This window comes from Plantactinospora sp. KLBMP9567, assembly GCF_033446045.1.
GTDB lineage: Bacteria > Actinomycetota > Actinomycetes > Mycobacteriales > Micromonosporaceae > Plantactinospora.
On record NZ_JAWQRR010000051.1, the window covers coordinates 32,332 to 57,680 of the forward strand.

Consider the following 25,349-nt stretch of genomic DNA (forward strand, 5'->3'; position numbering starts at 1 on the left):
CCTCTCGACTCCGGTGGATGGATGGGTCACTGACCGAGCAGGGTCCCGCCGCTGGCGTCGATGAACGCGCCGGTGATCCAGCGGGCCTCGTCGGTGGCGAGGAAGGTGACGACGTCGGCGACGTCCCCCGCGTCGCCGACCCGGTTGAACGCGGAGAGCCGCGCCATCTGCTCCACCACCTCGGGCATGCCGAAGACCGCGCTGCCGTTGTCGGTGATGCCGGGTGCCACCGTGTTGACGGTGATTCCGCGCGGGGCCAGGTGCCGGGCGAAGTGCAGCGAGATCTGCTCGATCGCGCCCTTGGTCATCGCGTACACGGCCTGGTCGGGGTTTGCGCAGCGGGTGAGACCCGAGGAGATGTTGATGATCCGCCCGCCCTGCGGCAGCAGGCTCGACGCGCGTTGCACGATGAAGAACGGCGCCCTCGCGTTCACCGCGAAGTACCGGTCGAACTGCTCCGGCGTAATGTCCTCCGGTGGGATGCCGGCCGGCGCGGTCTCGGCCGCGTTGTTCACCACGATGTCGAGCGTGGTGTCGCCGGTACGCTCCTTGAGTCCCTCCTCCAGCGCCAAGAACAGATTGTGGACGTCACCCGGTACGCCCAGTTCGGCGCGGACCGGGAAGGCCCACCCGCCGTCCGACTCGATCGAGGTCACGGTCTCCAGCGCCGCGTCCTCGTTGGCCGCGTAGTGCACGGCGACCAGGGCACCCTCCCGGGCGAGCCGCTGGGCCGTCGCCCGGCCGATACCCCGGCTGGAGCCGGTGACGAGCGCGGTCTTGCCGTTGAGCCTGTCCATGGTGGAACTCCTGTCAGTCGAAGCGGATCGGTTCGTCCGGTCGCCCGGGGCCGGAGTTCCCGACCCGGTGCGGACATCGGTCACCGGGGTCGTCTCCTGGATGTCGAGGCCGCTGATCATCCGAGCGAGGTGGCTCCGGACGGCGTCGATGCCCATCAGCTCGGCGACGGTGTCCCGCAGCGCGTCCGTCTCTGGGCCCCCGAACAGCAGGAGTGCCTGTGCCCGGATGTTGGTCAGGACTCGCGTCCCGACCGGGTGCCGGTCGTCGTGGTACGAGTCGAGGACCTCCTCGCCCGCGCCGCCGGTCACCCGGGCGGTGAGCTTGCCGCCGAGGTTGATCGCGTCCTGGAGGCCGAGGTTGAGCGCCTGTCCGCCGATCGGCATCTGAACGTGCGCGGCGTCACCGGCGAGCAGGATCCGGCCGCAGCGGTACCGGCTCACCTGGCGGCTGGTGTCGTCGAAGCGGTTGAGCCACCGGGGTACGCCGTGGCCGATGTCCTCGCCGGTCACCTCCGCCCAGGCGGTGACCACCTCGGCGAAGTCGGGGACACCGGCACCGGCCCTCGGGTGGCGACCGTGACGACGCACCATGAGTCGGGTGGTGCCGTCGGCACGGCGGTACGCGGTGACGACGCCGTTGGGCAGGCGCTGGAGCCGTCGGTCGGGAATGTCGATCCCGGTGACGTCGGCCCGCAACATCTGTCGGGTGGCGTCCACGCCGGCCAGGTCGTACCCGGCCAGTCGCCGCACCGTGCTCCGTTCCCCATCGCAGCCGACCAGGTACGCGGCGCGCAGCCGGCACGGTCTTCCACCGGGCACCCGCACGTTGACCTGCACCCAGTCGGCGTGCCGGGTCAGTCCGGTCACCGCGTGCCCGCGTCGTACCTCGGCGCCGAGGTCGGTGACCCATTCCTGGAGCACCGCCTCGACCCGGGTCTGCGGACACTCCCATTGACCGGCGAACGGGTGGCCGGAGGTGGCCGCCGCCAGGTCGAGCCGGATCCCGCCGAAGTGGCCGGACCCGCCGCCGGGCAGCGGGCCCAGCCTGTCCAGCACCCCGCGCTCGGCGAGCAGGGCCATCGTCCGGGCGTGCAGGATCGACGCCCGGGATTCGGTGGTCGGCGCGGTGAGCCGCTCCAGAGTCACGGTCCGGACGCCGCCGGTACGCAGCTCGCCCGTGAGTGTCAACCCGACCGGCCCCGCCCCGACGACGATGACGTCGGTGTCCAGTGCGCCGTCCACCGGCTCAGCGCCTAGCTTCCGCGTACTCTCTGGCGTGGTTGAGGGTGGCACCGCTGTTGTTGCCGAGCGCCTCCCGGACGAACGTCCGAGCCTCGGCCAGGCCGGCGTCGGGTCCGAGGATCCGGCCGATGTTCTCGGTGTTGATCATCACGGTGTGCTGCGAGGTGGCGGTGGTGATCCCCGGTTCGTCCTCGGTGAACTCCCAGTAGCCCGTGTGCAGCGTCATCAGCGCGGGCAGCGTGATCTGCTTGTACGCGATGCGCCGGTGTGGAAAGCACACCCGCACGGATTTCGTGGTGTGCGTGGACCCGTCCCGGGTACGGGTGTCCATCTGCAGGACCTGCAGGCCGAGGGTCGCCTCGGTCAGCTCCACCCGGGCAACGTGCGGCAACCGGTCGGCCCAGAGCTGGGCTTCGTTGATGAAGTCGTAGAGGTCCTTGGCCGATCCCTTGACCTGGACGCTGTCCTCGAACGAGAGGAGCCGGTCCGCCGCACCCGCGGCCAGTTCCAGGTTGGTCTTCAGCGAACCCAGCTCCGCCCGGCTGTTACTGTCCACCGCCTGGGAGATCCAGGCCACCCCGTCCGGGTCGTCGTCGATCGCCCGGTACCGGTGCAGCAGCCGCAGCCGGGTGTCCTCCTCGCCGAGCGGCTCGATGATCCAGGTACCGCTCATCTCGGCCACCGGCGGTGCCGACACCTCTTGGCGGAACTCGATTCGCATCGCCCCGGGGTCGAGTATCCGGCGCGAGGACCAGCTCTTGACGTCGTCGTTGGCCGTGGCCCAGATCCGGATCCGCTCCTCGTTACCGTCGCGCTCCAGGTAGTCCACGTACACCGAGGGCGGGAACAGCCGGGGCCAGTTCTCCACCTCGGCAAGCAGCCGGTACACCTCGGTGCCGGCGGCGTGCACGGTGACCTCGTGCTCGACCTCGCGCGCCTCGTTTCGGGTCACATCGGTCTCCTCTCGTCAGAAGCCGTGGCGGGCACGGCGGAAGTCAGCGACCCGGCCAGAGGTAGCGGGGCACGGACGGGTGTCGACGGCACGATCAGAAGTTGCCCAGGCCGCCGCAGACGTTCAGCGCCTGCGAGGTGATCGACGCCGCCGTGTCCGAGGCGAGATAGCCGACCAGGCCCGCGACCTCCTCCGGAGTGGAGTACCGGCCGAGCGGGATCTTCGCCGTGAACCGCCGCATGATCTCGTCGGTAGTGGTGCCGTGCGCCGCGGCGTACCCCTGCCGGACCCGCTCGGCCATCGGCGTCTCGACGTAGCCGGGGCAGACGGCGTTGACGGTGATGCCGGTCGGCGCCAGCTCGTTGCCGAGCGCCTTGGTGAAACCGACCACCCCGTGCTTGGAGGCGGAGTACGGCGCCCCGAGGACGACACCCTGCTTGCCTGCGGTGGACGCGATGTTGATGATCCGGCCGGAGGCCCTGGCCCGCATCCCGCCGGTGGTCAGCACCTCGCGTGTCATCAGGAAGACGCTGTTCAGATTGGTGTTGATCACGTCGAGCCACAGCTCGTCGGTGATCTCGGCGGTCACGCCGCCGCCGCTGCGGCCGGCGTTGTTGACAAGCACGTCGATCGGCCCGAACCGGTGCACGGCGGCCCGCACCATGCTCCGGATGTCCTCCGGGGACCGCACGTCGGCAGCAGCGCCGTCCACGTCGTACCCCTCGTTCTGGAGTTCCTTGACGGTGCCCGCCACCCGGTCCGCGGTCCGGGCGCAGAGAAAGACCCGCTCTCCCCGCCCGGCGAAGAGCCTCGTCACGGCCAGGCCGATTCCGCTGGTCGCGCCGGTGACGAGCACGACCTTCGACGCCTGTTGATTCATGTCCACTCCTCGATGTGGGTTGGCCGGCGAGTGCGACCGTCGGCTCAGCCCGCGCTAGCAAGCCGGCCGCGCACCAGCTCCACCAGTGCGCGGGGGGTGTGTTCGCCGGAGAGCCCGTCGTCGTCGAGCCTGATGCCGTACTCGCGCTCGATCCGACCACCGGTCTCCAGCAGTGCCAGCGAGTCGTAGCCCAGCTCCTCGAACGAGATGTCGAGAATGTCGCCGTCGAGGTCGATGCTCTCGTCCGAGCCGGCTCCCTCGCGCAGGATCCGCTTGAGGTCCTCGTCGTCGAACGAGCCGGCGGGTACCGTGGCCATCTCCACACTTCCTTTCGTCACGTCGATTCCGGTTGCCCGGGTTCCGGATCTCTCACCGGTCGACCTGGCGCACCACCATCGCGGAGTTGAACCCGCCGTGCCCGCGCGCCAGAACCAGCGCCGCGCGCACCGGGAGCGCGCGCGGGCCCTCCTGGACCAGGTCGATGTCGTACTCGTCGGCGACGTGTACGTGGACGGTCGGCGGGATCACGCCGTCGCGGATGCTCAACAGCGCCGCGGCCAGATCGAGTGGCGCCGCGCCGGAGTACAGCCGTCCGGTCATCGTCTTCGGCGCGGTGACGGGTACCCCCCGGGGCCCGAAGACGCCGGTGATCGCCCCCGCCTCGACCCGGTCCGGTTCCGGTGCCCCGGCGGCGTCGGCGAAGACCACGTCGATGTCGCCCGGTGACGCGTCCGCGTCCCGCAGCGCCAGTTCGATCGCCTTCCGCAGTCCGCCGGCCCGGCCGCTGCCCGGTCGGGGGTCGAAGGTCGCGGCGTACCCGGAGACCTCGCCGTAGATGTTGACGGCAGCACGCTGCCGGGCATGGTCGGCGTCCTCCAAGACCAGCAGCGCACCGCCCTCGCCGGGCACGTACCCGCAGGCGGCGGCGTCGAACGGCAGATACGCCCGATCCGGGTCCCCGCTCAGGCTCAGCCGCCCGCTGGCGAGCTGCGCCACCCAGCCCCACGGGCAGATCGAGGCGTCCATCGCACCGGTCACCATCAGCGGAGTGCCCTTGCGCACCTGGCGGCGGGCCTGCGCGACGGCGTCCAGTCCGCCGGCCTGGTCGCTGACCACGACACTGCACGGTCCCCGCATACCGTTGCGGATGGAGATCTGCCCGCTGTTGACCGCATAGAACCAGGCGAAGGACTGGTACGCACTGACGTACTGGCCACCCTTGCTCCAGAGCGCCTTCAGCTCGTTCTGCCCGAACTCGAACCCGCCGGAGTGGCTGGCGGTGGCCACACCCATCTCGAACTCGGACACCTCGTGCGGCACGATCCCCGCGTCGGCGAACGCCCAGTCGGCGCCGACGAGCGCGAGCCGCGTCATCCGATCCGTCTGCGGCAGCAGCCGGTTCGGCAGGTGCCGCTCTGCCTCGAACCCGGCGATCTCCCCGGCGAGCCGGGCCGGGTACGACGACGGGTCGAACCGGCTCACCCGGCCGATGCCACTGCGACCCGCGAGCGTCGCCGACCAGTACTCCTCCAGCCCGAGGCCGTTGGGTGCGGCGATACCGAGCCCGGTGACGACGGTGGAGACGCTCACCGCGGATCCCGATCAGGTCGGGCGAGCACCATCGCGCTCTGGAATCCGCCGAACCCGCTGCCGACGGAGAGCACCGTGTCGGTCCGCCAGTCGCGGGCGACCAGCGGTACGTAGTCGAGGTCGCATTCCGGGTCGGGAGTGTGCAGGTTGGCCGTGGGCGGTACGGCGTGGTGGGTCATCGCCAGGACTGAGGCGGCGATCTCGATCGAGCCGATAGCGCCGAGCGAGTGCCCGACCATCGACTTGATCGAGCTGACCGGCACCGCGCGGGCGTGCTCGCCCAGGCTCCGCTTGAACGCGGCGGTCTCGTGGCGGTCGTTCTGCTTGGTGCCGGAGCCGTGCGCGTTGACGTAGTCGATGTCCTCCGGGTTGATCCGTGCCTCGGCCATGGCCAGTCGAATCGCCTCGGCCATCTCCCGGCCGTCCGGCCGCAGCCCGGTCATGTGGAACGCGTTGGAGCGGGTGGCGTAGCCGGCCACTTCGGCGTAGACGGTGGTGCCGCGTGCACGGGCACTGCCCAGTTCCTCCAGCACGAACACGGCCGCCCCCTCGCCAAGTACGAACCCGTTCCGGCTCGCGTCGAACGGTCGGGACGCGTGCTCGGGGTCGTCGTTGCACGGCGTGGTCGCCTTGATCGCGTCGAAGCAGGCGACCGTGATCGGCGAGATCGGTGCGTCCGTGGCGCCGGCGATCATCACGTCGGCGGCGCCGTCCCTGATTACCTCGGTCGCGTACCCGATCGCGTCCAGCCCTGACGTGCAGCCGGTCGACACCACCGTGCTCGGCCCCTCGGCACCCACCGTCCAGGCCACCTCGGCCGCGAACGAACTGGGTACCAGGTAGTTGTAGAGGTGCGGCACGGCGTACTCGTGGTCGACCAGGTCCAGCCGGCCACCGTCGCTGACGGTGCGGTACTCCTGATCAAGGCCCATCGTCGCGCCGACCGCGCTGCCGATGGTCACGCCGGTGCGGTGCGGGTCGAGGCGGTCGAACTCCAGTCCGCTGTCGATAATCGCGTGCCGCGCGGTCACCACCGCGAACTGTGCCGCCCGATCCATCCGACGAATCTCCTGCGGACGCAGGCCGGACAGTTCAGCGTCGAAATCCACCTCGGCGGCGACCTGTGACCGGAACGGCGACGGGTCGAAGAACGAGATCCGCCGGGTCGCGGTACGCCCGTCGGTGAGCAACTGCCAGAAGTCCTTCACGCCCGACCCGCCCGGGGCGGTCACGCCGATGCCGGTGATGACGACCCGCCGGTCGCCGGCCGGGGTCACGCCGCCTCCCAGTGGTAGAAGCGCCGGGCCATCGCGTCTGCGGGCGATCGCCAGGTGGCCGGGTCGTACGCCGCGACGAAAGGCTTCAGGTCCTCGCTGATCGAGATGAACTGAGGCTCGGTCTTCGCCTTCTCGATCCGTTCACCGCCGGTGGCGTCGTCGAAGTCCTGAAGGTGGAAGTAGAGGCCCCGGTAGGAGAAGAGCTGACGGCGGCGGGTGCCCATCAGGTGCGGCATCGAGGTGTCGTCGAACGCGCCGAAGAGGCGGGCGACCTCATCGGCCGAGTCGGGTGCCATCCTGGCCACGATCAGGGTGCTGTGCATGATGTCCTCTCGTGAAGGGTCAGCGGGCATGCCCGAACCAGCGGTCCAGTGCCGTGGGCAGGTCGTGGTGGCTGCCGGGGGCGAGCCACGCGATGTGGCCGTCGGGTCGTACGAGTACCGCCGTGGTACCGGCGAGCGTGGGGTGTTGAGCGACGGTCGGCGCGGTCGCGGTGACGATGTCGACCCGCCGGCGCCAGCGCGACGCGCGGGACCGCAGCACCGCGTTGTCGTTGAGGTCCAGCAGTAGGCCGCGGCCCCGGCGGAGCAGTTCGGTACTGCTGGTCCGACGGATGCCGGCGATCAGGTCTAGGTGCGGCATCCGCATTCCCAGCAGGGGATTGGCGCCGTCACCGACGTCGTACCGGATGTCCAGCCCGCTCACCTTCGCGGCCAGATGCCGGCTGACCTCCTCATACCCGATCAGCTCGGAGAGCACGTCCCGCAGCGGCTGCACCTCGGCGCCGCCGAGGATGAGCTGCCCCTGCGCCCGGGTGTTGGCGAGCAGCCGCCGGCCGACCTCGTGGCGTTCGCTGTGGTACGTGTCCAGCAGCGATTCCGGCGCGGTGCCGTCGACCACGGCGGCCAGTTTCCAGCCCAGATTGACCGCGTCCTGGACGCCGGTGTTCATCCCCTGACCACCGGCCGGGAGGTGCACGTGTGCGGCGTCCCCGGCGAGCAGCACCCGGCCGCGCTGGTACTCGGTGACCAGGTGGGTGGCGTCACCGAAGGCGCTGACCCAGACCGGCTCAGCGTGCGAGATGTCCAGGCCGGTGAGCCGCTTCCAGGTGTCGGCCACCTCCTCGAAGGCCGGTGGGGCGGTTCGACGCTGTGGCGGGGCGCCGCGTTCGCCGACGATGATGCGGTGAATCCCGTCCGACAGCCGGGCGACCATAACCATTCCACCGGCGAACTGCTGCCCGCTCATCCTCGGCTCCAGCTCGACGCCGCGCAGGTCGGCGAGGAACAGTTCGGTGGTGGCGGCGGTACCCGGGAAATCGAATCCGGCGGCGCGGCGAACCGTGCTCCGGCCGCCGTCGCAGCCGACCAGGTACGAGGCACGTAGGACCTGCTCACCTCCGTCGCTCCGGACGTTGACCGCGACACCGGTCCGGTCGTCAGTCAGCCCGACGAGCTCGTACCCGCGCCGGATGTCGACGCCGAGCTGGACAGCCCATCCCTCCAGGACCCGCTCGGTCTCCGACTGCGGGACGGTCCGGGCTGCCTCGTGGACGTTGCCGAGGATGCCGATGTCCAGCGGGAGCCCACCGAAGTGGCCGCCCGTCGTGGTCTGAAAGTCACCGAAGCGGCGCAGCAGCCCGCGCTGGTCGAAGACCTCCATCGTCCGGACGGTGAAACCGATTCCTCGCGACTCCCCGGTACGCTCACAAAGGCGCTCCAGGACGATGACGTCGATCCCGGCCAGGCGCAGTTCGCCAGCCAACATAAGACCGGTGGGCCCTGCTCCAACAATGATGACCGAAGCGTCCATAAGCCTCTCCCGACTCACATGGAGGTACGCGTGCAGTTCCCGGGTGTGACGGCTCGCGATAGATGCACAATTTCCTGTAGGGGGCGGACACTGGCGGACGTGGTCCGGAAAACAGCTCCAGGAGATGCTTTTATCCTGTTGGATTTCGGGGTTCGAGGCAAGCGGCCGATGTCAAAAACATGCGCAGAGGAATGTCAGGGGATTGTCAAATCCATGCGATCTCGATCTGACAGATCATGGCGCCGTGCCGTCCCGTCCGACGAGGAACTCGCAGGTACCCGCGCCGGCGTCCCCGCCTCCCGCGGGATCGCCTTCGACGCGGCGTAGAGCTACGCGGTCTGTGTCGGGGTCAGGAACGGCGCGGGTGCCTCCTCGACCAGCTTTTGGTTCCGGTGTTGGAGCGTGCGGTCCCGGGTGGACACGACCAGCACGTTGCCGTGCCGGTCGGTCAGGCACCGCGTCTCCACGTGCCGGGGCCGGTCGAGGTAGCGCTCGACGAAGCAGTCGCTCCGGCCGAACGCGGTGACCCCCTCGCGGACCGCAGACTCACAGCATCCCGGGATCTCGTCGACCGCACGGGTCACCCTGAGTCCACGTCCGCCGCCGCCGAAGGCGGTCTTGACCGCGGCCAAGACCTTGTCGATGTCGAGATAGCCCGCCTCGGCGGTGTCGCCGCCGAGGCGTTCGCTGCGGCCAGTGGCACGTACGGGGCTCCCGGTCCGAGTCCGCGTGGACGGCCACGCTGGCGATCACCTCATCCCGGCAGGCGCGGACGGTCCGGACCGCGATCTTCCCCGGTTGGCAATAGGTACCTTGCGCACGCTGGTCCCCTTTCCCGGGTCCCCTGTTCAGGCAGCGGAAGCGGTTCAGCGGATCCGATCGGCGCCGCTGAACCGGAAACCGATCCCGTGGACGGTACGGATCCAGTTGCTGCCGATCTTGCTGCGCAGTGAGCTGACGTGGGTGTCGATGGTGCGGCTGCCCCGGGAACTGCGCGCGTGCAGCGTCGAGTCGCCCCAGACCTCGGCCATCAGTCGCTCCCGGCTGAGCACGTTGTCCGGGTTGCTCGCCAGGTGGTAGAGGAGGTCAAACTCCTTGCGGGTCAGGTCCACCGGCTCGCCGTGCATCCGTACGTCCCGGGACGCGGGGTTGATGCACAGCCCGTCGATCGAGAGGTGGCCCAGCCGGGCTCGGGGCTGTCCGGGACGGTGGGACCGGCGCATGACCGCCTCGATGCGGGCCAGCAGTTCCCGGAACTCGTAAGGCTTGTCCAGGCAGTCGTCGGCACCGGCCTGTAGCACCAGTACCCGGTCGACACCGGCGTCGCCGTCGGTCAGGGCGATCACGGGCGTCTGGCTGTGTGCCCGGATCCGCCGACATACCTCAAGCCCGTCAATGTCCGGCAAATCGACGTCGAGAACGACCAGTTCGGCGTCCTCGTACGCCTCGAGCGCCGTCGCCCCGGTGCTGGCGGTCCTCGTCCGGTAACCATTGCGCGCCAGATCATCGCCGAGCGGCTTGATGGTTCGCGTCTGCTTTTCGACAACGAGAATTTGCATGAGTTCCCCCGTCCGATTCGCCTTGCCCACAGAAGCGATCCAAGCTCGGAGCGGCCACCGCCCTGGTGAGTGTCGGAGCCGCTGGGCCGTCCGCCCCTGCGCCGCATCCCAGTTGCAGCGCCGGAATGGGTTCCGAAACTTGCTAATCGATCTATACACGTCTTTTTATGTATCTAGCAACCCTTTTATGAAAGATCTCACATATACCTATACGGGGGCTAAATATGTCCAAAGTGTTACGACGCCCTCTCGGTGCGAGGTCACGGCATTGGTTTCATCCCCGGCGACCGCGGATCGATCGCAAGATTGGCCACGCCGGGCCGGCCGTCTCGACCGTGCCCGCAGGCGGCCGGAGCGGGCCAGATGGGATCCGGCCCGCTCCGCGTCACTGATGATCACTACGCGTCCGTGGACACCCTGGCCGAATCGGACGGACCAACTATTGTGGCGGCCTGTTCCTCCGGCCGACCGGGCAGCAACGTGCTGCCGGCGAGGATGACCAGGACTGCGGCAAAGACCCACCAGTACACGCCCTGGAAGCCGCGCATGGCATCCTCGCCCGCCGTGTCCACGATGACCGCGACCACGGCAATGCCGATCGAGGCGCCGAGCTGGTTCAGCATGTAGAGCACCGAGCTGCCCTGCGGTACCTGGTGACCGGGGAGTGTCCGGTAGAGCGATCCCATTGTCGGCGCGGCGACGAAGCCGAGCCCGACGCCGATGACGAACGCGGTTACTCCGGACCAGACCGGATCGGTGTCCGCCCCGATCCGGGTGAAGGCAAAGGCGCTCAGGGCCGCCACGACCGCTCCACCCTGGGCCAGGCCCCGCGCACCGAGCCGGTCGCTGAGTCGCCCCGCCACCGGCATGGCCAGGACGGAGCCCAGGCCCATGGGCGCCACCAGCAGCCCGGCCACGAGCGCGCCGTCCCCCTGGCCGTGCATCTGCTGGTAGTAGAGCGGCAGCACGAACAGCACCGAGAACGTCACCACCCCGACGAGCCCCTGCACGCTGACGCTGGCGGAGAAGCTCCGGCTCCGGAACAGGCGTACGTCGATCAGTGGTGGCCTGTCGCGTACCCGCAGCGCGTGCACCACGTACCCGGTGAGCAGAACGATGCCGAGCACCAGCGGTACGAGCACCGGACCGGACGCGAACTCACCGGTATGGGCCACCTGGGTCAGGGCCAGGATCAGCGCCGCCACAGCCGGACCGCTCAACGTCAGCCCGATGAGGTCGAGTCGGTTCCGCGGCTGTTCAGCGTCCGGCGCGTCGACCGGGATCACCCGCAGGGCGAGCAGGAACGCGACCACACCGATCGGGAGGTTGACCAGGAACATCCAGCGCCAGCCGAAGCCGTCGAGGACGACGCCGCCGAGCACCGGGCCGAGCACCGGGCCGAGCGGCAGGACCGCACCCATCAGGCCCATGACCCGCCCCGCCCGGCGCGGGCCGGCGGCCCGGGCCAGCAGCGTGAGCACCAGCGGGTCGAGAATGCCCGCGCCGACACCCTGCAACAGCCGGAACACGATCAGGCTCTCGATGTTCCAGGCCAGCCCGGAGGTGAGCGAGCCGAACAGGAACAACAGCAGGCCGAACAGCCACAGTCGGCGGGCACCGAACCGGTCGACCGCCCAGGTGGTGACGGGGATCGTGACGGTCAGGGCGAGCAGGTAGCCGGTGGAGACCCAACCGATCGTGCTCACCGAGGTGACGAACCTGTCGGTGAGGGTGTCGACCGCGACCGCGACCATCGTGCCGTCGAGGATGCCCATGATCCCGCCGAGCAGGACCACGCTGATGAGTCGCAGCAGTGCGGGGTCCAGCTTGTCGTCACGCGCTTGCGTCATCGAGGTCTCCGGGTAGGTGAGCATGATTGAACTAACAAGTTCAAGTTAATGCTCCACCGGGTACCAAACAAGCTCGTTCACACAACTGAACCAGATTGTTCAGTACGAAAGCTGCAGGTACGCTACCCGCGTGACCGACGCGAGGGCCCTGGCGACTTCCGAACGGAAGGCTCCACGTGGACGCATCGACAAACGGCGAGCCATCCTGGACGCCGCCTTCACCGTGTTCTCCCGTCAGGGCTACGCGCAGGCGTGCGTCAACGAGATCGCCAACGAGGCCGGTGTCGCCAAGCCCACGGTCTACAACCACCTGACCGACAAGGCCAACCTGTTCCGGCACGCGATCGAGGCGGCGGCCGAGAGCCTGACGGCGGAGAACCTGGCCGCGGTCGAACGGCTCGCCGAGCGCCACGAGGACCTGCGCACGACGCTCGAAGACGTGGCCCACGAACTGCTGCGGGTCTACTGTGACGAGCGGTCGTGGTCGCTGCGCCGGCTGCTCTACGCCGAGATCGCCCGTTTCCCCGACCTCGTCGACCTCGAGCCGGTGGACGGCTCAGCCACCGTCGCCCGGGCACTCGCCGACCGGTTCGCCCGGCTCTCACTCGCCGGCCGGCTGCGCCTGACCGATCCGGACCAGGCCGCGAGACAGTTCTTCGGCCTGCTGACCGGCCCGGTGGAGATCCGCGCGCGGTTCGGCACCCGCCCGGTGCCGGACAGCGAATCGCGGGAAATCGTCGTGGCCGCAGTCGACACCTTCCTCCGGGCCTTCGCCGCTCCGACGGCATAGGTCGGCATCCGGTGATCCCGCAAGTTGCGGCTCGACACCATCCGGCCGAGCACCCAGGGCGTCGTGGCCTGGTAGCGTTCGGCGCTTCCCGGCCCGCCCGTACCTCCGCCGAGGACGCTCGGCGACAACCTGGATCTGCGTCATCGCCCGGTGCGATCCCCGCTTCCTCGGCCGGCCGTCCTCCTGCTGGTCGCTGAAGAGGCTGCGCGACTACCTCGATCAGCTGTCTGGCGTTGTTTTGGCCGGAAGCTCCGGCTGGGCCTTCTCGGTGTGGTCGGTCAAGACAGGATCTCGACGTACCCGTCGGTCCCATGCACGCGGATCCGCTGCCCGTCCCGGATCAGCCTGTGGGGTTCAAAACCCTGTCACTTGGCCTGAGCAGCGCTGTTGCGTTACGGGATCAAGGGGAATGCCGAACACCTTACGGGTCCGGCGGTCAGATCGCGTGGGCCAGCTCGGTAAACGCGGCAGCGACCCTTTTGGCTGGCGGGGCATCGACGGTGAGTTCGTAGTGGCCGCGTCGTAGGTTCTGCATGAAGCGTGTCCTGCGATGATCACTTGTGCTGTCTGGTCGATGCGCAACCCGCGCATCGGTCGTAACCGGTGTTTCAGCTGGCTGTGATCAGCCTCGATCGGATTGTTGGCGTACCGCTCGACGTGATGCCAGGCCGACGGGACGAGGTCATCGAGCACCGCCGGGTAGACCGGGGCGGCGTCAGTGACGACCTCGATGGGAGTCACCCGCAGCGCCTGTTGAAAGAACCGCCGAGCCGCAGCGGCATCACGGCGAGCCGAGACGAGCACGTCGATCACCTGCCCGTGCTGGTCAACAGCCCGGTAGACGTACCGCCACATCCCGTTGACCCTGACGTACGTCTCGTCGACAAACCACCGATCACCAGGCGAGTGCCGGCAGCAGGTTCGCCAGGACACGTTTGCCGATGCCACCGACCAGGTCGATGACGGTGTCGGTGATGACACCGGCGGCGTTCACGACCTGGTCGCGGGCGGTGGTGAGGGCGGTGGTGAAGCTGGCCCGGTCCGGATCGAGACCGGGCTGGCTGTCGGTGGCGTCGACCATGGCGGTGCGCAATAGCTGACAGGTGATCAGTAGGGCGTGGATCTCCTGGTCAATGCCGTCGGGCGAGCTCGCGGAGCTTCGCCTCCGCCGCGGAACCGGGCGGCGCCGAGTAGACGATGACCAGTTGGTCCTGGTCGTCCGGGTGGTACAGGGACTCGTAGTCGAGTTCGAACTGGCCGACCACCGGATGGTCGAACCGCTTGACCCCGTACCGCTTCCGGCTCACCGTGTGGAGCTGCCACTGCTCGCGGAACTCCGGACTGTGCTGGCACAGGTCGTCGACGAGCGCGGCCAACCGTGGGTCGTCCGGGTGGCGGCCGAGGTCGAGGCGGAGGAAACCGACACTGTTGCGGACCACCAGCTCCCGGTCCGGATAGAGCCGGCTGACCTTGTCGTCGAGCAGGACGAGCCGCGCCAGGTTCCGCTCGGACGGCGCGAGTGCGGCGAAGTCGGTGATGAGGGCAGACGCCAGCTCGTTCCAGGCCAGGATGTCCATCCGCCTGCCCAGCACGAACGCGGGGGTGGCGGCGCCGACCGCCGTGACCAGTTGGCGCAACCCCGGGCGGACCTGTTGGGGTACGGGTGGACGGGGCCGGAGCTGGCCCGGCCGGGCGAGCCGGTACAGATGGTCGCGCTCGTCCTCGGTCAGCCGGAGCGCGGCCGCGATCGCGTCCAGCACGCTCTCCGAGACGCTGCCGCAGCGACCCTGCTCCAGCCGGACGTAGTAGTCGACGCTGATCCCCGCGAGCAGGGCCAGCTCCTCCCGGCGCAGCCCGACGACCCGTCGTTGCCCAGAACCGGGGGGCAGCCCCACCTCCACCGGTCCGAGCCGTGCCCGGCACGACTTGAGAAACCCGCCGAGATCGGCACGGTGCGGCATATCGCCGATTGTACGGACATCCGCTCCGCTTGATCGTCAACTCCGTCCGCCGGTGCCGTGCGCGGCACCGCTCCGGGTGGTACCGCGGAACCCAGGGTCGCAGTGTCCGACGGACGAACCTGGCCTGGGCGGCAGTCGTGGACCGAACGAACATGATCGGTATGACGGAAAACCGGTTTTCGCGGCGGCATGCCCTACTCGGTACGGCGGCGGTAGCGGGCGCGGTGGGTACCGGGAGCGCCGCCTCCGCCGACGCCATCGGTCGGCCGGGCGGCGGCTACGCCCGCAACGTCGAGGTCGTCGGCTACAGCGACCTCAACCATCGACCCGGTTTCAAGATGGCCGTACGACAGAAGCGCGGACGCTGGTACCTCTACCTGGGCCACGTCTGGCACTCCGGCTGGACCGTCCTCGACGTCACCCGGCCGGCCCGGCCCGAGGTGGCCGCCTTCGTGCCGGGGCCGGAGAACACCTGGACCCTCCAGGTCGATCTCTCCGGGGACCTCATGGTAACGGCGCTGGAGCAGATCTTCCCCAATTTCGGCGGCGACCCGGAGGCGCCGTTCGCGGACGGGGTCTACCTCTGGGACATCGCCGACCCGGTACGACCCCGGCGGCTCGGCCACTACCGCACCGGCGGCGCCGGCACCCACCGCAACCTCTACCCCGGCGGCCGGTACGTGCACCTGGCCGCCGGCATGCCGGGCTATCGCGGCAACATCTACGTCATCCTCGACATCGCCAACCCGACAAATCCGGTCGAGGCCGGCCGCTGGTGGGTCCCGGGGCAGCACGAGACCGAGACCCCGAGCACGCCGCGGGCGGCCCAGGACGGCCACCTGACCAGCCCGAACCCCTGCTGCGCCTCGGGCCACCAGGTCTCGCTGCACGGGCCGCCCTACGTGGTCGGCAACCATGCCTACCTGCCCTACGGCGGGGCCGGGCTCGTCGTCCTGGACATCGCCGACGTGTCCCGGCCACGCCAGGTCGGCCACCTGTCCTTCAGCCCGCCGTTCCACGCCCAGTTCGGCGTGCACGGGGTGCTGCCGGTGCCGGACCGGGGAATCGCCTTCGCCAACTCCGAGAACGTCACCTACGCCGAGGGGCCGGCCCACCACGCGTCGATCGTCGACATCTCCGACCCGGCGAACCCGTACCTGCTGTCGCTCTTCCCCGAGCCGGTGCCGCCGCCCGGGGCGCCGTACGCCGACTTCGCCACCCGAGGCGGCTGGCGCGGGCCGCACAACATGAACCACCACCAGCACCACCCCGACGTGCAGCCGCAGGGCGGCCTGTTCTACCTGGCGCACTTCAACGCCGGGCTGCGCGTCTACGACGTCTCCAACAACCGGCTGGTCCGCGAGGTCGGCTACTTCCTGCCGCCGGAGCCGACCCGCCGGTACGGGCCGCTGCCCGCCGACCAGCTCGTACTCCAGACCGAGGATGTCGTGGTGGACCGCCGCGGCTACATCTACATCACCGACAAGAACCAGGGGGTGTGGATTCTGCGCTACACCGGGCCCAAGCCGACAGGCGCCTGACCTGTCCCGCCGGAACGCTCTCTACCCCGGCCGTGCCGAGGGGAAAGAAATTCGCCCCTGGGAAACCTATGAGCGGATCGACGGGCGGCTCCGGTCCTTCATCCGAGGCCCAGAGGATTCTCTTCGTGGCCACCGCACTGCTGGGCCCGGACAGCCACGTCAACCCCTCCCCGAAGGGCCTCTCCGGTTCGCTGGCAATGCTGGACGAGCGGACCGGTGGCCTACCTCGACCTCGGCGGCACGGCGCGGAACCGTGGCGCACCTGCGGGAGAACGTCGTCGAACACCGCAGTGAGCTGGCGGATCTGCTCGTCGGTGAGCTTGCACGCCGGCGCACCAGCCCCGGCCGACGCCAGCGCCCCGCCGCGACGCCTATCCCGTGACCCGGTCGGGGAACGTGATCCGTAGCGGCGTTCCGGCACGGGTGGCTGCCGCCGGCTCGGCGAACGCCGCGAGTAGCAGGTCCGCCAGCGGCCCGTCGAGGTCGCCGTCACCCCAGGGGTTGATGGAAACGGTCAGTTGCCGGCGGCCGTCCGCAGTGCTCATGGCGAATGTCAGGTTTCGGTCGGTCCCGGCCGGCCGCGCCCGGCGGCCGCTGCCGGCGGACGCGGCCGGGCCTCAGGTGCCGAGGGACGTGCCGCGGCTGCGTTCGGAACCCGCGGACCTCGGCGCCCGGTCCCCGCCCACCTCCGCCGGGCCGGCGCCGCACCCGACGTCCCGGGACTTCCCGGACAGAGTCGTCCGGATCTCGGTGACGATCCGCTCGGCGTCGGCGGCCGTTTCCGCCGCGGCGAGCACGCCGATGTTGGGACGGGCCTGGGACAGCCCGCGCACGGTCGTCGGGTACGCGCGCACGCCCGCGTCCCACAGCCGCCGGAACAGCGGCCTGATGTCGGCGCGGTACGACAACGACCGCCCTGGGCCGACGCCGATCGGCAGCGCGAGGCTGAGGTGCATGCCGAGCCCCGCCATCCCCGGGCGATCGGCCAGCGTGATCGCGCCCATCGCGCCGCTGCGCCGGGCGTTGAACTCGGTGACGTAGACCTCGCCGTCGGCGCCGACCAGGTAGTCCACGCAGAACCAGCCGCGGAAGCCGAGGTCGATCGCGGCCCGGCCGATCCGTTCGGCGAGCCGCGCGATACGGGTGGCGGGCGCCGCCGCGACCGCCCCGGTGCCGACGTTGACGCTGCCGCACCGCAACCCGTCGACGATCATCGCGCTGGTGACGATCCGCTCGACCCCGTCGGCGGTGAGCAGCATGTCCACCGCCGGGCAGCTCTGCTCGGCGGCGTGGTCGACGAACTCCTGGACCAGCAGCGGGAAGGAGCGGAAGAAGGGGTCCCGGTGTGCGGTGGACCAGAACCGCGCGAGCGCGCGTCGCTCGGCGGGCACCCGGACCGAGCCCTCGCCGCCGGCGCCGTACATGCTCCGGACGACGGCGGGCCGCCCGGTGGCGTGTACGGCGTGGATCGCGCCCCGCAGCTCCACCCAGTCGTTGACCGTGATGGGGCGGGGCACCCGGAGCTCGGGCAGGAATCCGGCGAGGTCGACGCAGCTCGCCTTGGAGTCGAGGTACAGGCTCGACCAGTAGTCGGCCTCCTCTGGAATGTCGAGTTCGACCTCGTTGCCCCAACCGGTCAGCGTCGCGGCCAGAATGTACAGCTCGGGCGTGGCGCCCCAGGACACCAGCCGGACCAGCCGGCGCGGAGCAACCGCCGCCCGCAGCGCGGCCAGCGCGGCACCGTCGTGCAGCAGGTCCCTGACCAGGAGCCCGCTGCGGTGGGCGGGGCTGACCACCGGCGGCAGGGCCGTACCCAACGCCGTGTGCACGTCGGCGAACCAGGTCTCGTCGTAGCCCGGCGGCAGGACCACGATCCGGCGCCCGGCGCTCCAGAACACCGCCGGGTCGGCAAGCGTCGCGGCGGTCCCGGCGAACCCCTGCGCAGCCGCGGGGTCGAAGCGCAGTGACGGGTGCCGGAGGTTGAACTCGGCGATGTTCGGCAGGACAAGATCGACCGCGTCAGCCATCGACCCTCCGGGGCACCCGGCGCGCGCTCACGGCAGCGGCGCCAGCGCGACGAGGTCCCGGGCGGCGAGAAAGTCCGGCCGTGGGTCACTCGCCCGGGGCGGGTTCCGCACCGTGTTGTAGACCAGCAGCAGTACCCCCCGCGTGAACGGTGAGATGTTCGGTGCGGAGGCGTGCAGGACGTTGGGGTGGAACAGCAGGACGGAGCCCGCCGGCCCCTTCGCGTTCACCAGTCCGCCACGGTTGGCCAGGTCCGCGATGACGTCGTGCCGGATCTGGTATTTCTCGGTGGCGGTCAACGTGGCCGTCCAGGACGGTGCTTCCTCGTAGCCGGCCGGCATCCCGTCGTTGTCGCTGCCGGCGAGGATGCCTTCGGTGTGCGATGCCCGGATGAACGTCAGCGGCCCGTTGAACTCGTTCACCTCGTCCAGGAAGACGGCGACGTTGACCAGGTCCGGTCGGTCGATGCCGTCACAGCGCAGCCAGTTGATGTAGTCCTGGTGCCACTCCCACTGGTCGCCGGCGAAGGGCGCCTTCACGTTGACCTTCGACTGGTGCACGTAGACGCCGTCGCCGATGAGCTGTTGGACGGCGCCCAGCAGCCGGGGCAGCCGGCTGACCCGCGCCACGACGTCGTTGGTCTGGTGCACGCCGTACACCGACCGCACGGTGCGACCGTCCCGCTCAAGCACCCGGCGCGGCCCGTCCTCCGCGAGCATCATCGGGACCGCCCCCTTGACCTCCGCCAGCACGTCCGGCGCCAGGAACTCGGACCCGAGCAGGAGATACCCGTCCCGGGCGTACGCCCGGACCTGTTCTCCGGTCAGCGGAGCAACTGCGTTCATCGAAGTAATCCCTCCGCGTTCAGGACAAGCCGTCTCGCTTCGCCAACGACACCAGACAGTCTTCACCGCGGCCGGCCGGGACCGGACCCCGTCGGGCTATGTCCAATTGGCCAGCCCAATTGTGCCGCGCCGTCTGAGCATTGTCCGAAGCCGGCACCCTCCCGAAAAGTCTCCTTCGAGCCCATCGCAACCGCGCCGGGCGAACCCCGGGTGGAGGACGCGTTGACGTCTTTCGAAGCAGGGTCACGCCCATCGGTCGGCCCCGACGATCCGCCGGTTGACGCCGGCGGACACCAGGGTCGGCACCGCCGCCCGGGCCGGCGGCAGAACGAAGAAAGCGGGCCCGACCAGCGGTGACGTTCACATCGGCGTACGTCAGCCCGGCCGGTGGAGCACCGGCGGGACCCGATGGGAATTCGTCGAATTTCCGAACGCGGCAGCCTATCCGCTCTGACGGCTGCCCAGTAACGTTGCTTCGCATACCGAAAGGTGGAGATCGGAGGATGCCATGGCTGGAGCGGCTGTTTTCGCCTCCGCGCTGACGAAGCACTTCGGTGACCTGATCGCGGTCGACGGCGTGCATTTCGAGGTGGCGCGGGGCGAGACCTTTGGCCTACTCGGACCCAACGGCGCGGGAAAAACGTCAATAATGCACATCATCAGCTGCATCTCGCCGCCGACCTCGGGCGAGTTGCGGGTGTTAGGAATGGATCCGGTCGCCGACGAGGTGCGCATACGAGGCCGGCTCGGAATATGTCCGCAGTCCGATCGGCTCGACCACGACCTGACCGTCCGGGAAAATCTGGTCACGTACGCGCGGTATTTCGGCATATCCCGGGTCGACGCGCGTCAGCGGGCGACCGAACTGCTGGAGTTCGCACAGCTGTCGGAGCGCATGAACGACCGGGTGGAAACGCTGTCCGGCGGCATGAAGAGGCGCCTGACCATTGCCCGGACGATGGTGAACGACCCGGAAATGATCATACTGGACGAGCCGACGACCGGGCTCGACCCCCAGGCCCGGCACCTGCTCTGGGAACGACTGTTCCGGCTCAAGCAGCGCGGCATCACCCTGCTGCTGAGCACCCACTACATGGACGAGGCGGAACAGCTCTGCGACCGCCTCATCATCCTCGACCGCGGCACCATCGTCGCCGAGGGCGCGCCCCGGGCGCTGATCGCCCAGCACACCAGCCCGGTCGTGGTGGAGCTGCGGTTCGGCACCGAGGCGGCCAACACCTACAGCGGCAAGCTCGAGGGCATCGGCGACCACCTGGACGCGCTGCCGGACCGGCTGCTCATCTACGGCTCGGACGAGGACGGGATCATCACCGAGGTGCACCGGCGCGGGCTGACCCCGTCGAGCGTCCTGACGCGCCGGTCCACCCTGGAGGACGTCTTCCTCCGGCTGACCGGCCGGACCCTGGTGGAGTAACCGATGGCACACCCGACAATCGCGGTCCTCGAGCGGCACCTGCTGCTGTACAGGCGGCTCTGGCGGGCGACCGTCTTCTCGTTCTTCGTCGTGCCGACCCTCTTCCTGGTCAGCATCGGCCTCGGCGTCGGCGCCTATGTGGGCGACTTCGACGGGATCCGGTACACGCACTGGATCCTGCCCGGGCTGATGGCCATGCTGGCCTTCCAGATCGGCGTCAGCGAGTCCACCTACGGCATCCTCACCGAGTTCGAGTGGTCGGGTGGATTCCTCACCATGCGCAACACCAGGGTCAGGATCCGCGACATGATCGCCTCCTGGCTGCTGTACGTGCTCTTCGTGCTGGCGATAGCCGTGACGGTGTTCCTGATCGTCGGCCTGCTGTTCGGCGGCCTGAAATCCGTCTGGACGATCCTCACCCCGTTCATCTGCGGCCTCGTCGCGGTGAGCGTGGCGGCGCCGACCACCGCCTTTTCCGCGCACGTCAGAAACGACAGCTACTTCCCGCTGTTGTTTCGGTTGGCCGTCGTCCCGGCGACGCTCTTCTCCGGGGTCTTCTTTCCGGTCGAGCAGATGCCCGCCGTCGTGCGACCGCTGGCCTACCTGTCGCCGCTGTGGCACGGCGTGGAGCTGAACCGGGCGGCGATTTTGGGTACGCCGACGGCGTGGCCGGGCGTGGCCCACATCGGAGTCCTGCTGAGCTGGTTGGTGCTCGGTTGGGCAGTGGCACAGACGACCTTCCGCCGGCGCCTGATGATCTGAGACCGCAGGGAGCGAAATGGTTACTCTCATGATTCCGACCAGAATGGCGTTCCCGCGCCGGGTGGGAGCGGTGGTCGAGCGGAACGTGAAGGCGATGCGGGTGGGCCCGTCGTACTGGGTCCTCCTGTTCTCCGGGATCGTGGAACCGCTGCTGTACCTCCTGTCGATCGGCGTCGGGGTGGGTGCGCTGATCGAACGGCCGATGTCGTACCGGGGCGAGGCCATCCGCTACGCCGAGTTCGTCGGGCCGGGCATGCTCGCCTTCTCGGCGATGTCCGGCGCCCTCTCCGAGGCGATATTCACGTTCTTCGGCAAGATGAAGTACGCGCGGGTCTTCGACCTGACGTTCGCGGCCACTGTCCGCCCGTCGGAGATCGCCACGGCGGAACTCGTCTGGGCCGCCGTGCGGGCCGCCTTCTACAGCGCGCTCTTCCTGGGCGTGATGGTGGCGCTGGACCTGACGACCATCGGGTGGGCGCTCGCCGCCCTGCCGGCCACCGTGCTGGTCGGCCTGTCGTTCAGCGCGATGGGGCTGGCGGTGGCGGCGCTGCTGCGCGGCTGGCAGGACCTGGAGCTGGTCACCACCGCCCAGGTCACGCTGTTCCTGTTCTCCGGCACGTTCTCGCCGGTCGACCAGTACCCGCTCGTCGTCCAGGGCCTCGTCGAGCTGACGCCGCTCTACCACGCGGTCGAGCTGGTACGAGCCATGACACTCGGTGCGCCGCACCCGGGGTTGCTGATCCACGTCGGGTACCTGCTCGCGATGGTGCCGCTCGGGCTGTACTTCGCGACCCGCCGGATCGACCGGGTGCTGCGGCACTGACCGCACCCGGGCCGGAACTCGATGCCCAGGGTCTCAACCCGTTCACGTCGAGAAGCGCGAGGATTGGGATGGAAGCGACGACGATAGACCGAGAAGCCATGTCCACGGTGACGATCGAGCTCACGGCAGCCGAGTCAGCCCGGATGCGCCGCACCTGCCTCGGCTCCGCGGGCGAGGTCGGCGACGCACCGCTGGACAGCGAACGGCTGCTGACCGACGTGGAGGTGGCCGCCGGGGCGCTTCCGGAGCGCCTGTTGCGCGCGCTGAGCCGATTCCGGCGCTCCGGCAACCCGTTCGGCACCCTCCGCATCCGGAACGTGCCCATAGACGACAGCCTGGTGCCGACGCCGGACGGCGGTGACGTGTCGGACTGGCGGTGCGTGCCGGTGGCCACCATCGCGCAGCTCATGGTCGTGTCCCGGCTCGGTGAGGTCATCGCGTACGCCGACGAGAAGGGCGGCCGGGTCGTCCAGGACGTCGTGCCGGTCAAGGGGGCCGAGCAACGGCAGGAGAACTGCGGCAGCACGTTCCTCGAACTGCACACCGAGGACGGCTTCCACCCGTTCAAGCCGGACTTCCTCACCCTGCTGTGCATGCGCGGCGATCCCGCGTCGTCGCCGTACACCATCACGTGTGCTGCTCAACGGGTGCTCCCCTGGCTGGCCGAGGAAACGGTGGCGACGCTCCGGCAACCGCTGTTCCGGATCCGGCACAGCATCTCGTTCACCGGATCCGGTCGGGCCAGACACTCGGCGGCGATGCCCGTCCTCTCCGGCCCCGCAACCTCGCCGGAGCTCGTGACCGACATGTACGCGACGGAGCCGCTGACCGCGGAGGCGCAGCGGGCGTTCGACGAGCTGCGCGAGGCGATGGCCCACTGCCTGACCGGCACCGTGCTCATGCCGGGCGACATGCTCCTGGTGGACAACCGGGCTGCGGTGCACGGCCGCACGGGTTTCACCGCCCGGTACGACGGCACCGACCGGTGGTTGCGCCGGTGCTTCGCGGTCGCCGACCTGCACCCCTCGCGGGGCCTGCGGGCGGCCGGCTCGCCGGTGTGCGCCCCGCTGGCGACGATGGCCGGCGAGACCTCGGGGTGGCCTCCGGCGGCGACGGCGGCTCCCGCCCGGGTGGAGACGCGGTCCTGATGGGTCGCTTCGTCACCACTCTCGACGACCTGGCCGGCACGCCACCGCGACACCTGCTGCTGCTCTATTCCGGCGGCGTCGACGGCACCTACCTGTTGCGCTGGCTCCGGCAACAGCGGATCCGCGTCACCGCGCTGCACGTCGGATTCGGTGACGAGCCCGACGCGGATCAGGCGACGCGGCATGCCGCGTCGATGGGCGTGGCTATACGTTGGGCCGACGCCACGGCCGAGTTCTTCGCCGAGTTCGTGCCCGCCGCGATCCACGCCGACGCCTACTACCAGGGCCAGTTTCCCGTGGGATCCACGCTGTCCCGGCCGCTGATGGCGCGCACCGCGGTGCGGGTCGCCCGGAAGCTGGGTTGCGACTGCGTCGCCCACACGGCGACCTACATGCAGAACAGCGCCGCCCGGCTGACCCGCTCGATCGCCGCGCTGGCCCCGGGGCTGGACGTGGCCGCACCGTTCCTGGGCACCGACGTCCCCCGGGAGGAGAAGGTCCGGAGCCTGCGCGAGGCAGGCATCGAGTACGCCACCGGGATCCACAGCATCGACGCGAACCCGTGGGCCCGGGTGATCGAGTGCGGGCCGCTGGAGAGTCCGGAGAACGTCCTCACCGAGTCGGTGTTCACGCTGACCCGGAACGTCGCGGACTGTCCGGCCGTCCCGGCCGAGTTCGACCTGGAGTTCCGGGCCGGTCTGCCGATCCGCCTCGACGGCGCCGCGCTGGGCCTCGCCGAGCTGGTGACCCGGCTCAACGAGCTGGGCGGCGAGCATGGGGTCGGTCGGTTCAGCGGTCTGGAGGACACCGCGTTCGGAGTGAAGAACCACGAGGTCCGGGAGTCACCCGCGGCCGCCGTCATCACCGCCGCGCACCGCGCCCTGGCCAACGCCGTGTTCAGCGCGCGGGAACACACCATCCGCGCCGGCCTCGCCGCCGAATGGACCACCACGGTGGTGCACGGCGGGTGGTTCGGCCACCTCGCGGGCTGCCTGGCGCGCTGTCTGGCGGAGCTGGACCGCCCGCTGGAGGGCGTGGTCCGGATGCGGCTGCACGCCGGCACCGTGACCCTGCTCCGGCTCATGTCACCCAACGGCCTGTACTACGCGCGGCTCGGCGACGAATTCCACGACTGGATGGGATCCTTCTCGTACGGTCCCTGGTTGACCCTAACCACGCTCGCGGACCGTACCCGCGGCGGCACGGACCGCTCCGCCCCCTGATCCGCCAGGGGCGCGGGCATGCCTCGACCGCTGCCCGACGTTCAGGCCTCGCCGCGCCGTACGACCCGGGCCAGGCGGTGCCCGAGCACGTCCTGTTCGTCGACGGCGTACCGGTCGCGTCGCCGGGCCAGTGCCGCCAGCAGCGCCCCCCGCAGTTCGTCGGCGCCGTCCCACACGCCGTAGAACTTGTCCGCGCTCAGGCAGACCGGGCGCAGCCCACCGGTGAGGACGGCCTCCCAGACCGCCGCCGCGACCCCCGGGGTGTGTGCGGTCCGGTAGTCGTCGACCGCGACCACGCCTCCGGGACCGAGCATCACCCGGGCCGCCAGCAGGTCGGCCCGGACATCGTCGTACCGGTGCGACGCGTCGATGTGTACGAAGCGACAGGACCCGGCGCGGACGTGGTCGAGGATCGTGGAGCTCAGGCCCTCCACGATGGACGGCAGCGCGCTGTGGTATCTGAGGTAGTTCGCCTCGAACTGCTCACGCCGCAGCGGCTCGTAGAACTCCCGGGCGCTGGGCAGGATCGACCGGGTCGAGCCGGCCTGCTCGAACAGGTCGCACACGACCAGGCGCTCGCCGGGGCGCGTGAACCGACCGAGGTGGACCGCGCTGCGGCCGAGGTAGGTGCCGAGCTCCACGATGTCGCCGGGCGCCTCGGGCCGGCCCGAGTCGAGGAACCACTCGAACAGGTCCTGGTCAGTGTCGGAGAACCAGCCCGGGACGTCGCCGGTGATGCCCGCGCCCACCTCGGCCACAAGCTCCGCGTCGACGGTCATCCCGGTTGCCCCCAGACGTCGCCGACCGGGCTCACCCGCAGGGGATCCCGGCCATCCA

23 protein-coding genes and 2 pseudogenes are annotated in these 25,349 nt (G+C 69.7%); 7 read left to right on the plus strand and 18 right to left on the minus strand.

Annotation, left to right across the window (positions count from 1 at the left end; all coding sequences use genetic code 11):
* Positions 1-26: 26 nt before the first annotated feature.
* The 11 genes and pseudogenes from R6Y94_RS37555 to R6Y94_RS37605 all read right to left on the minus strand — a co-directional run bounded on the left by R6Y94_RS37555 (position 27) and on the right by R6Y94_RS37605 (position 11,959).
* Entirely contained in the window at positions 27-2,039 is a 2,013-nt protein-coding gene (locus tag R6Y94_RS37555; RefSeq protein ID WP_318401323.1) for an SDR family oxidoreductase, read from the minus strand.
* A gap of 4 nt (positions 2,040-2,043) precedes the next feature.
* On the minus strand, positions 2,044-2,991 hold the full coding sequence (locus R6Y94_RS37560) for an aromatase/cyclase (protein ID WP_318401325.1): 948 nt from the start codon (positions 2,989-2,991) through the stop codon (positions 2,044-2,046).
* 94 nt (positions 2,992-3,085) lie between these two features.
* The gene (fabG, locus tag R6Y94_RS37565; RefSeq protein WP_318401327.1) at positions 3,086-3,871 is read right to left on the minus strand and encodes a 3-oxoacyl-ACP reductase FabG; all 786 of its coding nucleotides are present in this window, start codon (positions 3,869-3,871) and stop codon (positions 3,086-3,088) included.
* A 44-nt stretch (positions 3,872-3,915) separates the two neighbouring features.
* Complete coding sequence (locus R6Y94_RS37570; RefSeq protein WP_318401329.1) at positions 3,916-4,188, minus strand: acyl carrier protein; 273 nt, start codon at positions 4,186-4,188, stop codon at positions 3,916-3,918.
* Positions 4,189-4,240: 52 nt separating this feature from the next.
* Positions 4,241-5,461, minus strand: a complete 1,221-nt coding sequence (locus R6Y94_RS37575; RefSeq protein ID WP_318401331.1) for a ketosynthase chain-length factor — start codon at positions 5,459-5,461, stop codon at positions 4,241-4,243.
* The gene (locus R6Y94_RS37580) at positions 5,458-6,738 is read right to left on the minus strand and encodes a beta-ketoacyl-[acyl-carrier-protein] synthase family protein (RefSeq protein WP_318401333.1); all 1,281 of its coding nucleotides are present in this window, start codon (positions 6,736-6,738) and stop codon (positions 5,458-5,460) included. Before R6Y94_RS37580 ends, R6Y94_RS37575 begins: the two co-directional genes overlap by 4 nt.
* A complete protein-coding gene (locus R6Y94_RS37585; protein ID WP_318401335.1) occupies positions 6,735-7,061 on the minus strand; it encodes a TcmI family type II polyketide cyclase in 327 nt (108 codons plus the stop codon). Before R6Y94_RS37585 ends, R6Y94_RS37580 begins: the two co-directional genes overlap by 4 nt.
* 19 nt (positions 7,062-7,080) lie before the next feature.
* On the minus strand, positions 7,081-8,550 hold the full coding sequence (locus R6Y94_RS37590) for an FAD-dependent monooxygenase (protein WP_318401337.1): 1,470 nt from the start codon (positions 8,548-8,550) through the stop codon (positions 7,081-7,083).
* A 243-nt stretch (positions 8,551-8,793) separates the two neighbouring features.
* Positions 8,794-9,371, minus strand: a pseudogene (locus R6Y94_RS37595) (biotin carboxylase N-terminal domain-containing protein); the annotation flags it as partial.
* Positions 9,372-9,416: 45 nt separating this feature from the next.
* Positions 9,417-10,109, minus strand: coding sequence for a response regulator transcription factor (locus R6Y94_RS37600; RefSeq protein ID WP_318401339.1), 693 nt, complete (start codon positions 10,107-10,109; stop codon positions 9,417-9,419).
* A gap of 398 nt (positions 10,110-10,507) precedes the next feature.
* On the minus strand, positions 10,508-11,959 hold the full coding sequence (locus tag R6Y94_RS37605; RefSeq protein ID WP_318401341.1) for a DHA2 family efflux MFS transporter permease subunit: 1,452 nt from the start codon (positions 11,957-11,959) through the stop codon (positions 10,508-10,510).
* A gap of 130 nt (positions 11,960-12,089) precedes the next feature.
* On the opposite strand from R6Y94_RS37605, the gene R6Y94_RS37610 reads away from it, so the two are divergent.
* Positions 12,090-12,749: a TetR/AcrR family transcriptional regulator gene (locus tag R6Y94_RS37610; protein ID WP_318401343.1), complete on the plus strand. Its 660-nt coding sequence runs from the start codon at positions 12,090-12,092 to the stop codon at positions 12,747-12,749.
* Positions 12,750-13,185: 436 nt separating this feature from the next.
* Here the strand turns inward: R6Y94_RS37610 and R6Y94_RS37615 are convergent.
* The 3 genes and pseudogenes from R6Y94_RS37615 to R6Y94_RS37625 form a co-directional block, all read right to left on the minus strand.
* Positions 13,186-13,664 (minus strand): annotated as a pseudogene (locus R6Y94_RS37615) (DDE-type integrase/transposase/recombinase); the annotation flags it as partial.
* On the minus strand, positions 13,645-13,830 hold the full coding sequence (locus R6Y94_RS37620; RefSeq protein WP_318401344.1) for a hypothetical protein: 186 nt from the start codon (positions 13,828-13,830) through the stop codon (positions 13,645-13,647). The pseudogene R6Y94_RS37615 and the gene R6Y94_RS37620, both read right to left, overlap by 20 nt.
* A 49-nt stretch (positions 13,831-13,879) precedes the next feature.
* A complete protein-coding gene (locus R6Y94_RS37625) occupies positions 13,880-14,710 on the minus strand; it encodes a helix-turn-helix transcriptional regulator (protein WP_318401346.1) in 831 nt (276 codons plus the stop codon).
* 161 nt (positions 14,711-14,871) lie between these two features.
* On the opposite strand from R6Y94_RS37625, the gene R6Y94_RS37630 reads away from it, so the two are divergent.
* Positions 14,872-16,251, plus strand: coding sequence for a hypothetical protein (locus R6Y94_RS37630; RefSeq protein WP_318401348.1), 1,380 nt, complete (start codon positions 14,872-14,874; stop codon positions 16,249-16,251).
* Between the two features lie 371 nt (positions 16,252-16,622).
* Here R6Y94_RS37630 and R6Y94_RS37635 read toward each other — a convergent pair whose 3' ends face one another.
* The 3 genes from R6Y94_RS37635 to R6Y94_RS37645 all read right to left on the minus strand — a co-directional run bounded on the left by R6Y94_RS37635 (position 16,623) and on the right by R6Y94_RS37645 (position 19,121).
* Positions 16,623-16,796, minus strand: a complete 174-nt coding sequence (locus R6Y94_RS37635) for a hypothetical protein (RefSeq protein ID WP_318401350.1) — start codon at positions 16,794-16,796, stop codon at positions 16,623-16,625.
* Between the two features lie 72 nt (positions 16,797-16,868).
* A complete protein-coding gene (locus tag R6Y94_RS37640) occupies positions 16,869-18,278 on the minus strand; it encodes a hypothetical protein (protein WP_318401351.1) in 1,410 nt (469 codons plus the stop codon).
* A 27-nt stretch (positions 18,279-18,305) separates the two neighbouring features.
* Entirely contained in the window at positions 18,306-19,121 is an 816-nt protein-coding gene (locus R6Y94_RS37645) for a phytanoyl-CoA dioxygenase family protein (RefSeq protein ID WP_318401353.1), read from the minus strand.
* A gap of 508 nt (positions 19,122-19,629) precedes the next feature.
* Between R6Y94_RS37645 and R6Y94_RS37650 the strand changes: the two genes are divergently transcribed.
* The 5 genes from R6Y94_RS37650 (at position 19,630) to R6Y94_RS37670 (ending at position 24,512) form a co-directional block, all read left to right on the plus strand.
* A complete protein-coding gene (locus tag R6Y94_RS37650) occupies positions 19,630-20,556 on the plus strand; it encodes an ABC transporter ATP-binding protein (protein ID WP_318401355.1) in 927 nt (308 codons plus the stop codon).
* Between the two features lie 3 nt (positions 20,557-20,559).
* The gene (locus R6Y94_RS37655; RefSeq protein WP_318401357.1) at positions 20,560-21,318 is read left to right on the plus strand and encodes an ABC transporter permease; all 759 of its coding nucleotides are present in this window, start codon (positions 20,560-20,562) and stop codon (positions 21,316-21,318) included.
* Between the two features lie 16 nt (positions 21,319-21,334).
* Complete coding sequence (locus R6Y94_RS37660) at positions 21,335-22,141, plus strand: ABC transporter permease (protein ID WP_318401359.1); 807 nt, start codon at positions 21,335-21,337, stop codon at positions 22,139-22,141.
* Positions 22,142-22,248: 107 nt separating this feature from the next.
* Positions 22,249-23,289, plus strand: coding sequence for a TauD/TfdA family dioxygenase (locus R6Y94_RS37665; protein ID WP_318401360.1), 1,041 nt, complete (start codon positions 22,249-22,251; stop codon positions 23,287-23,289).
* Positions 23,289-24,512: an argininosuccinate synthase domain-containing protein gene (locus tag R6Y94_RS37670; RefSeq protein WP_318401362.1), complete on the plus strand. Its 1,224-nt coding sequence runs from the start codon at positions 23,289-23,291 to the stop codon at positions 24,510-24,512. The genes R6Y94_RS37665 and R6Y94_RS37670 overlap by 1 nt, the downstream gene beginning before the upstream one ends.
* A 41-nt stretch (positions 24,513-24,553) precedes the next feature.
* Here the strand turns inward: R6Y94_RS37670 and R6Y94_RS37675 are convergent, their stop codons facing one another.
* The gene (locus R6Y94_RS37675; RefSeq protein WP_318401364.1) at positions 24,554-25,291 is read right to left on the minus strand and encodes a class I SAM-dependent methyltransferase; all 738 of its coding nucleotides are present in this window, start codon (positions 25,289-25,291) and stop codon (positions 24,554-24,556) included.
* Positions 25,292-25,349 lie beyond the last annotated feature (58 nt).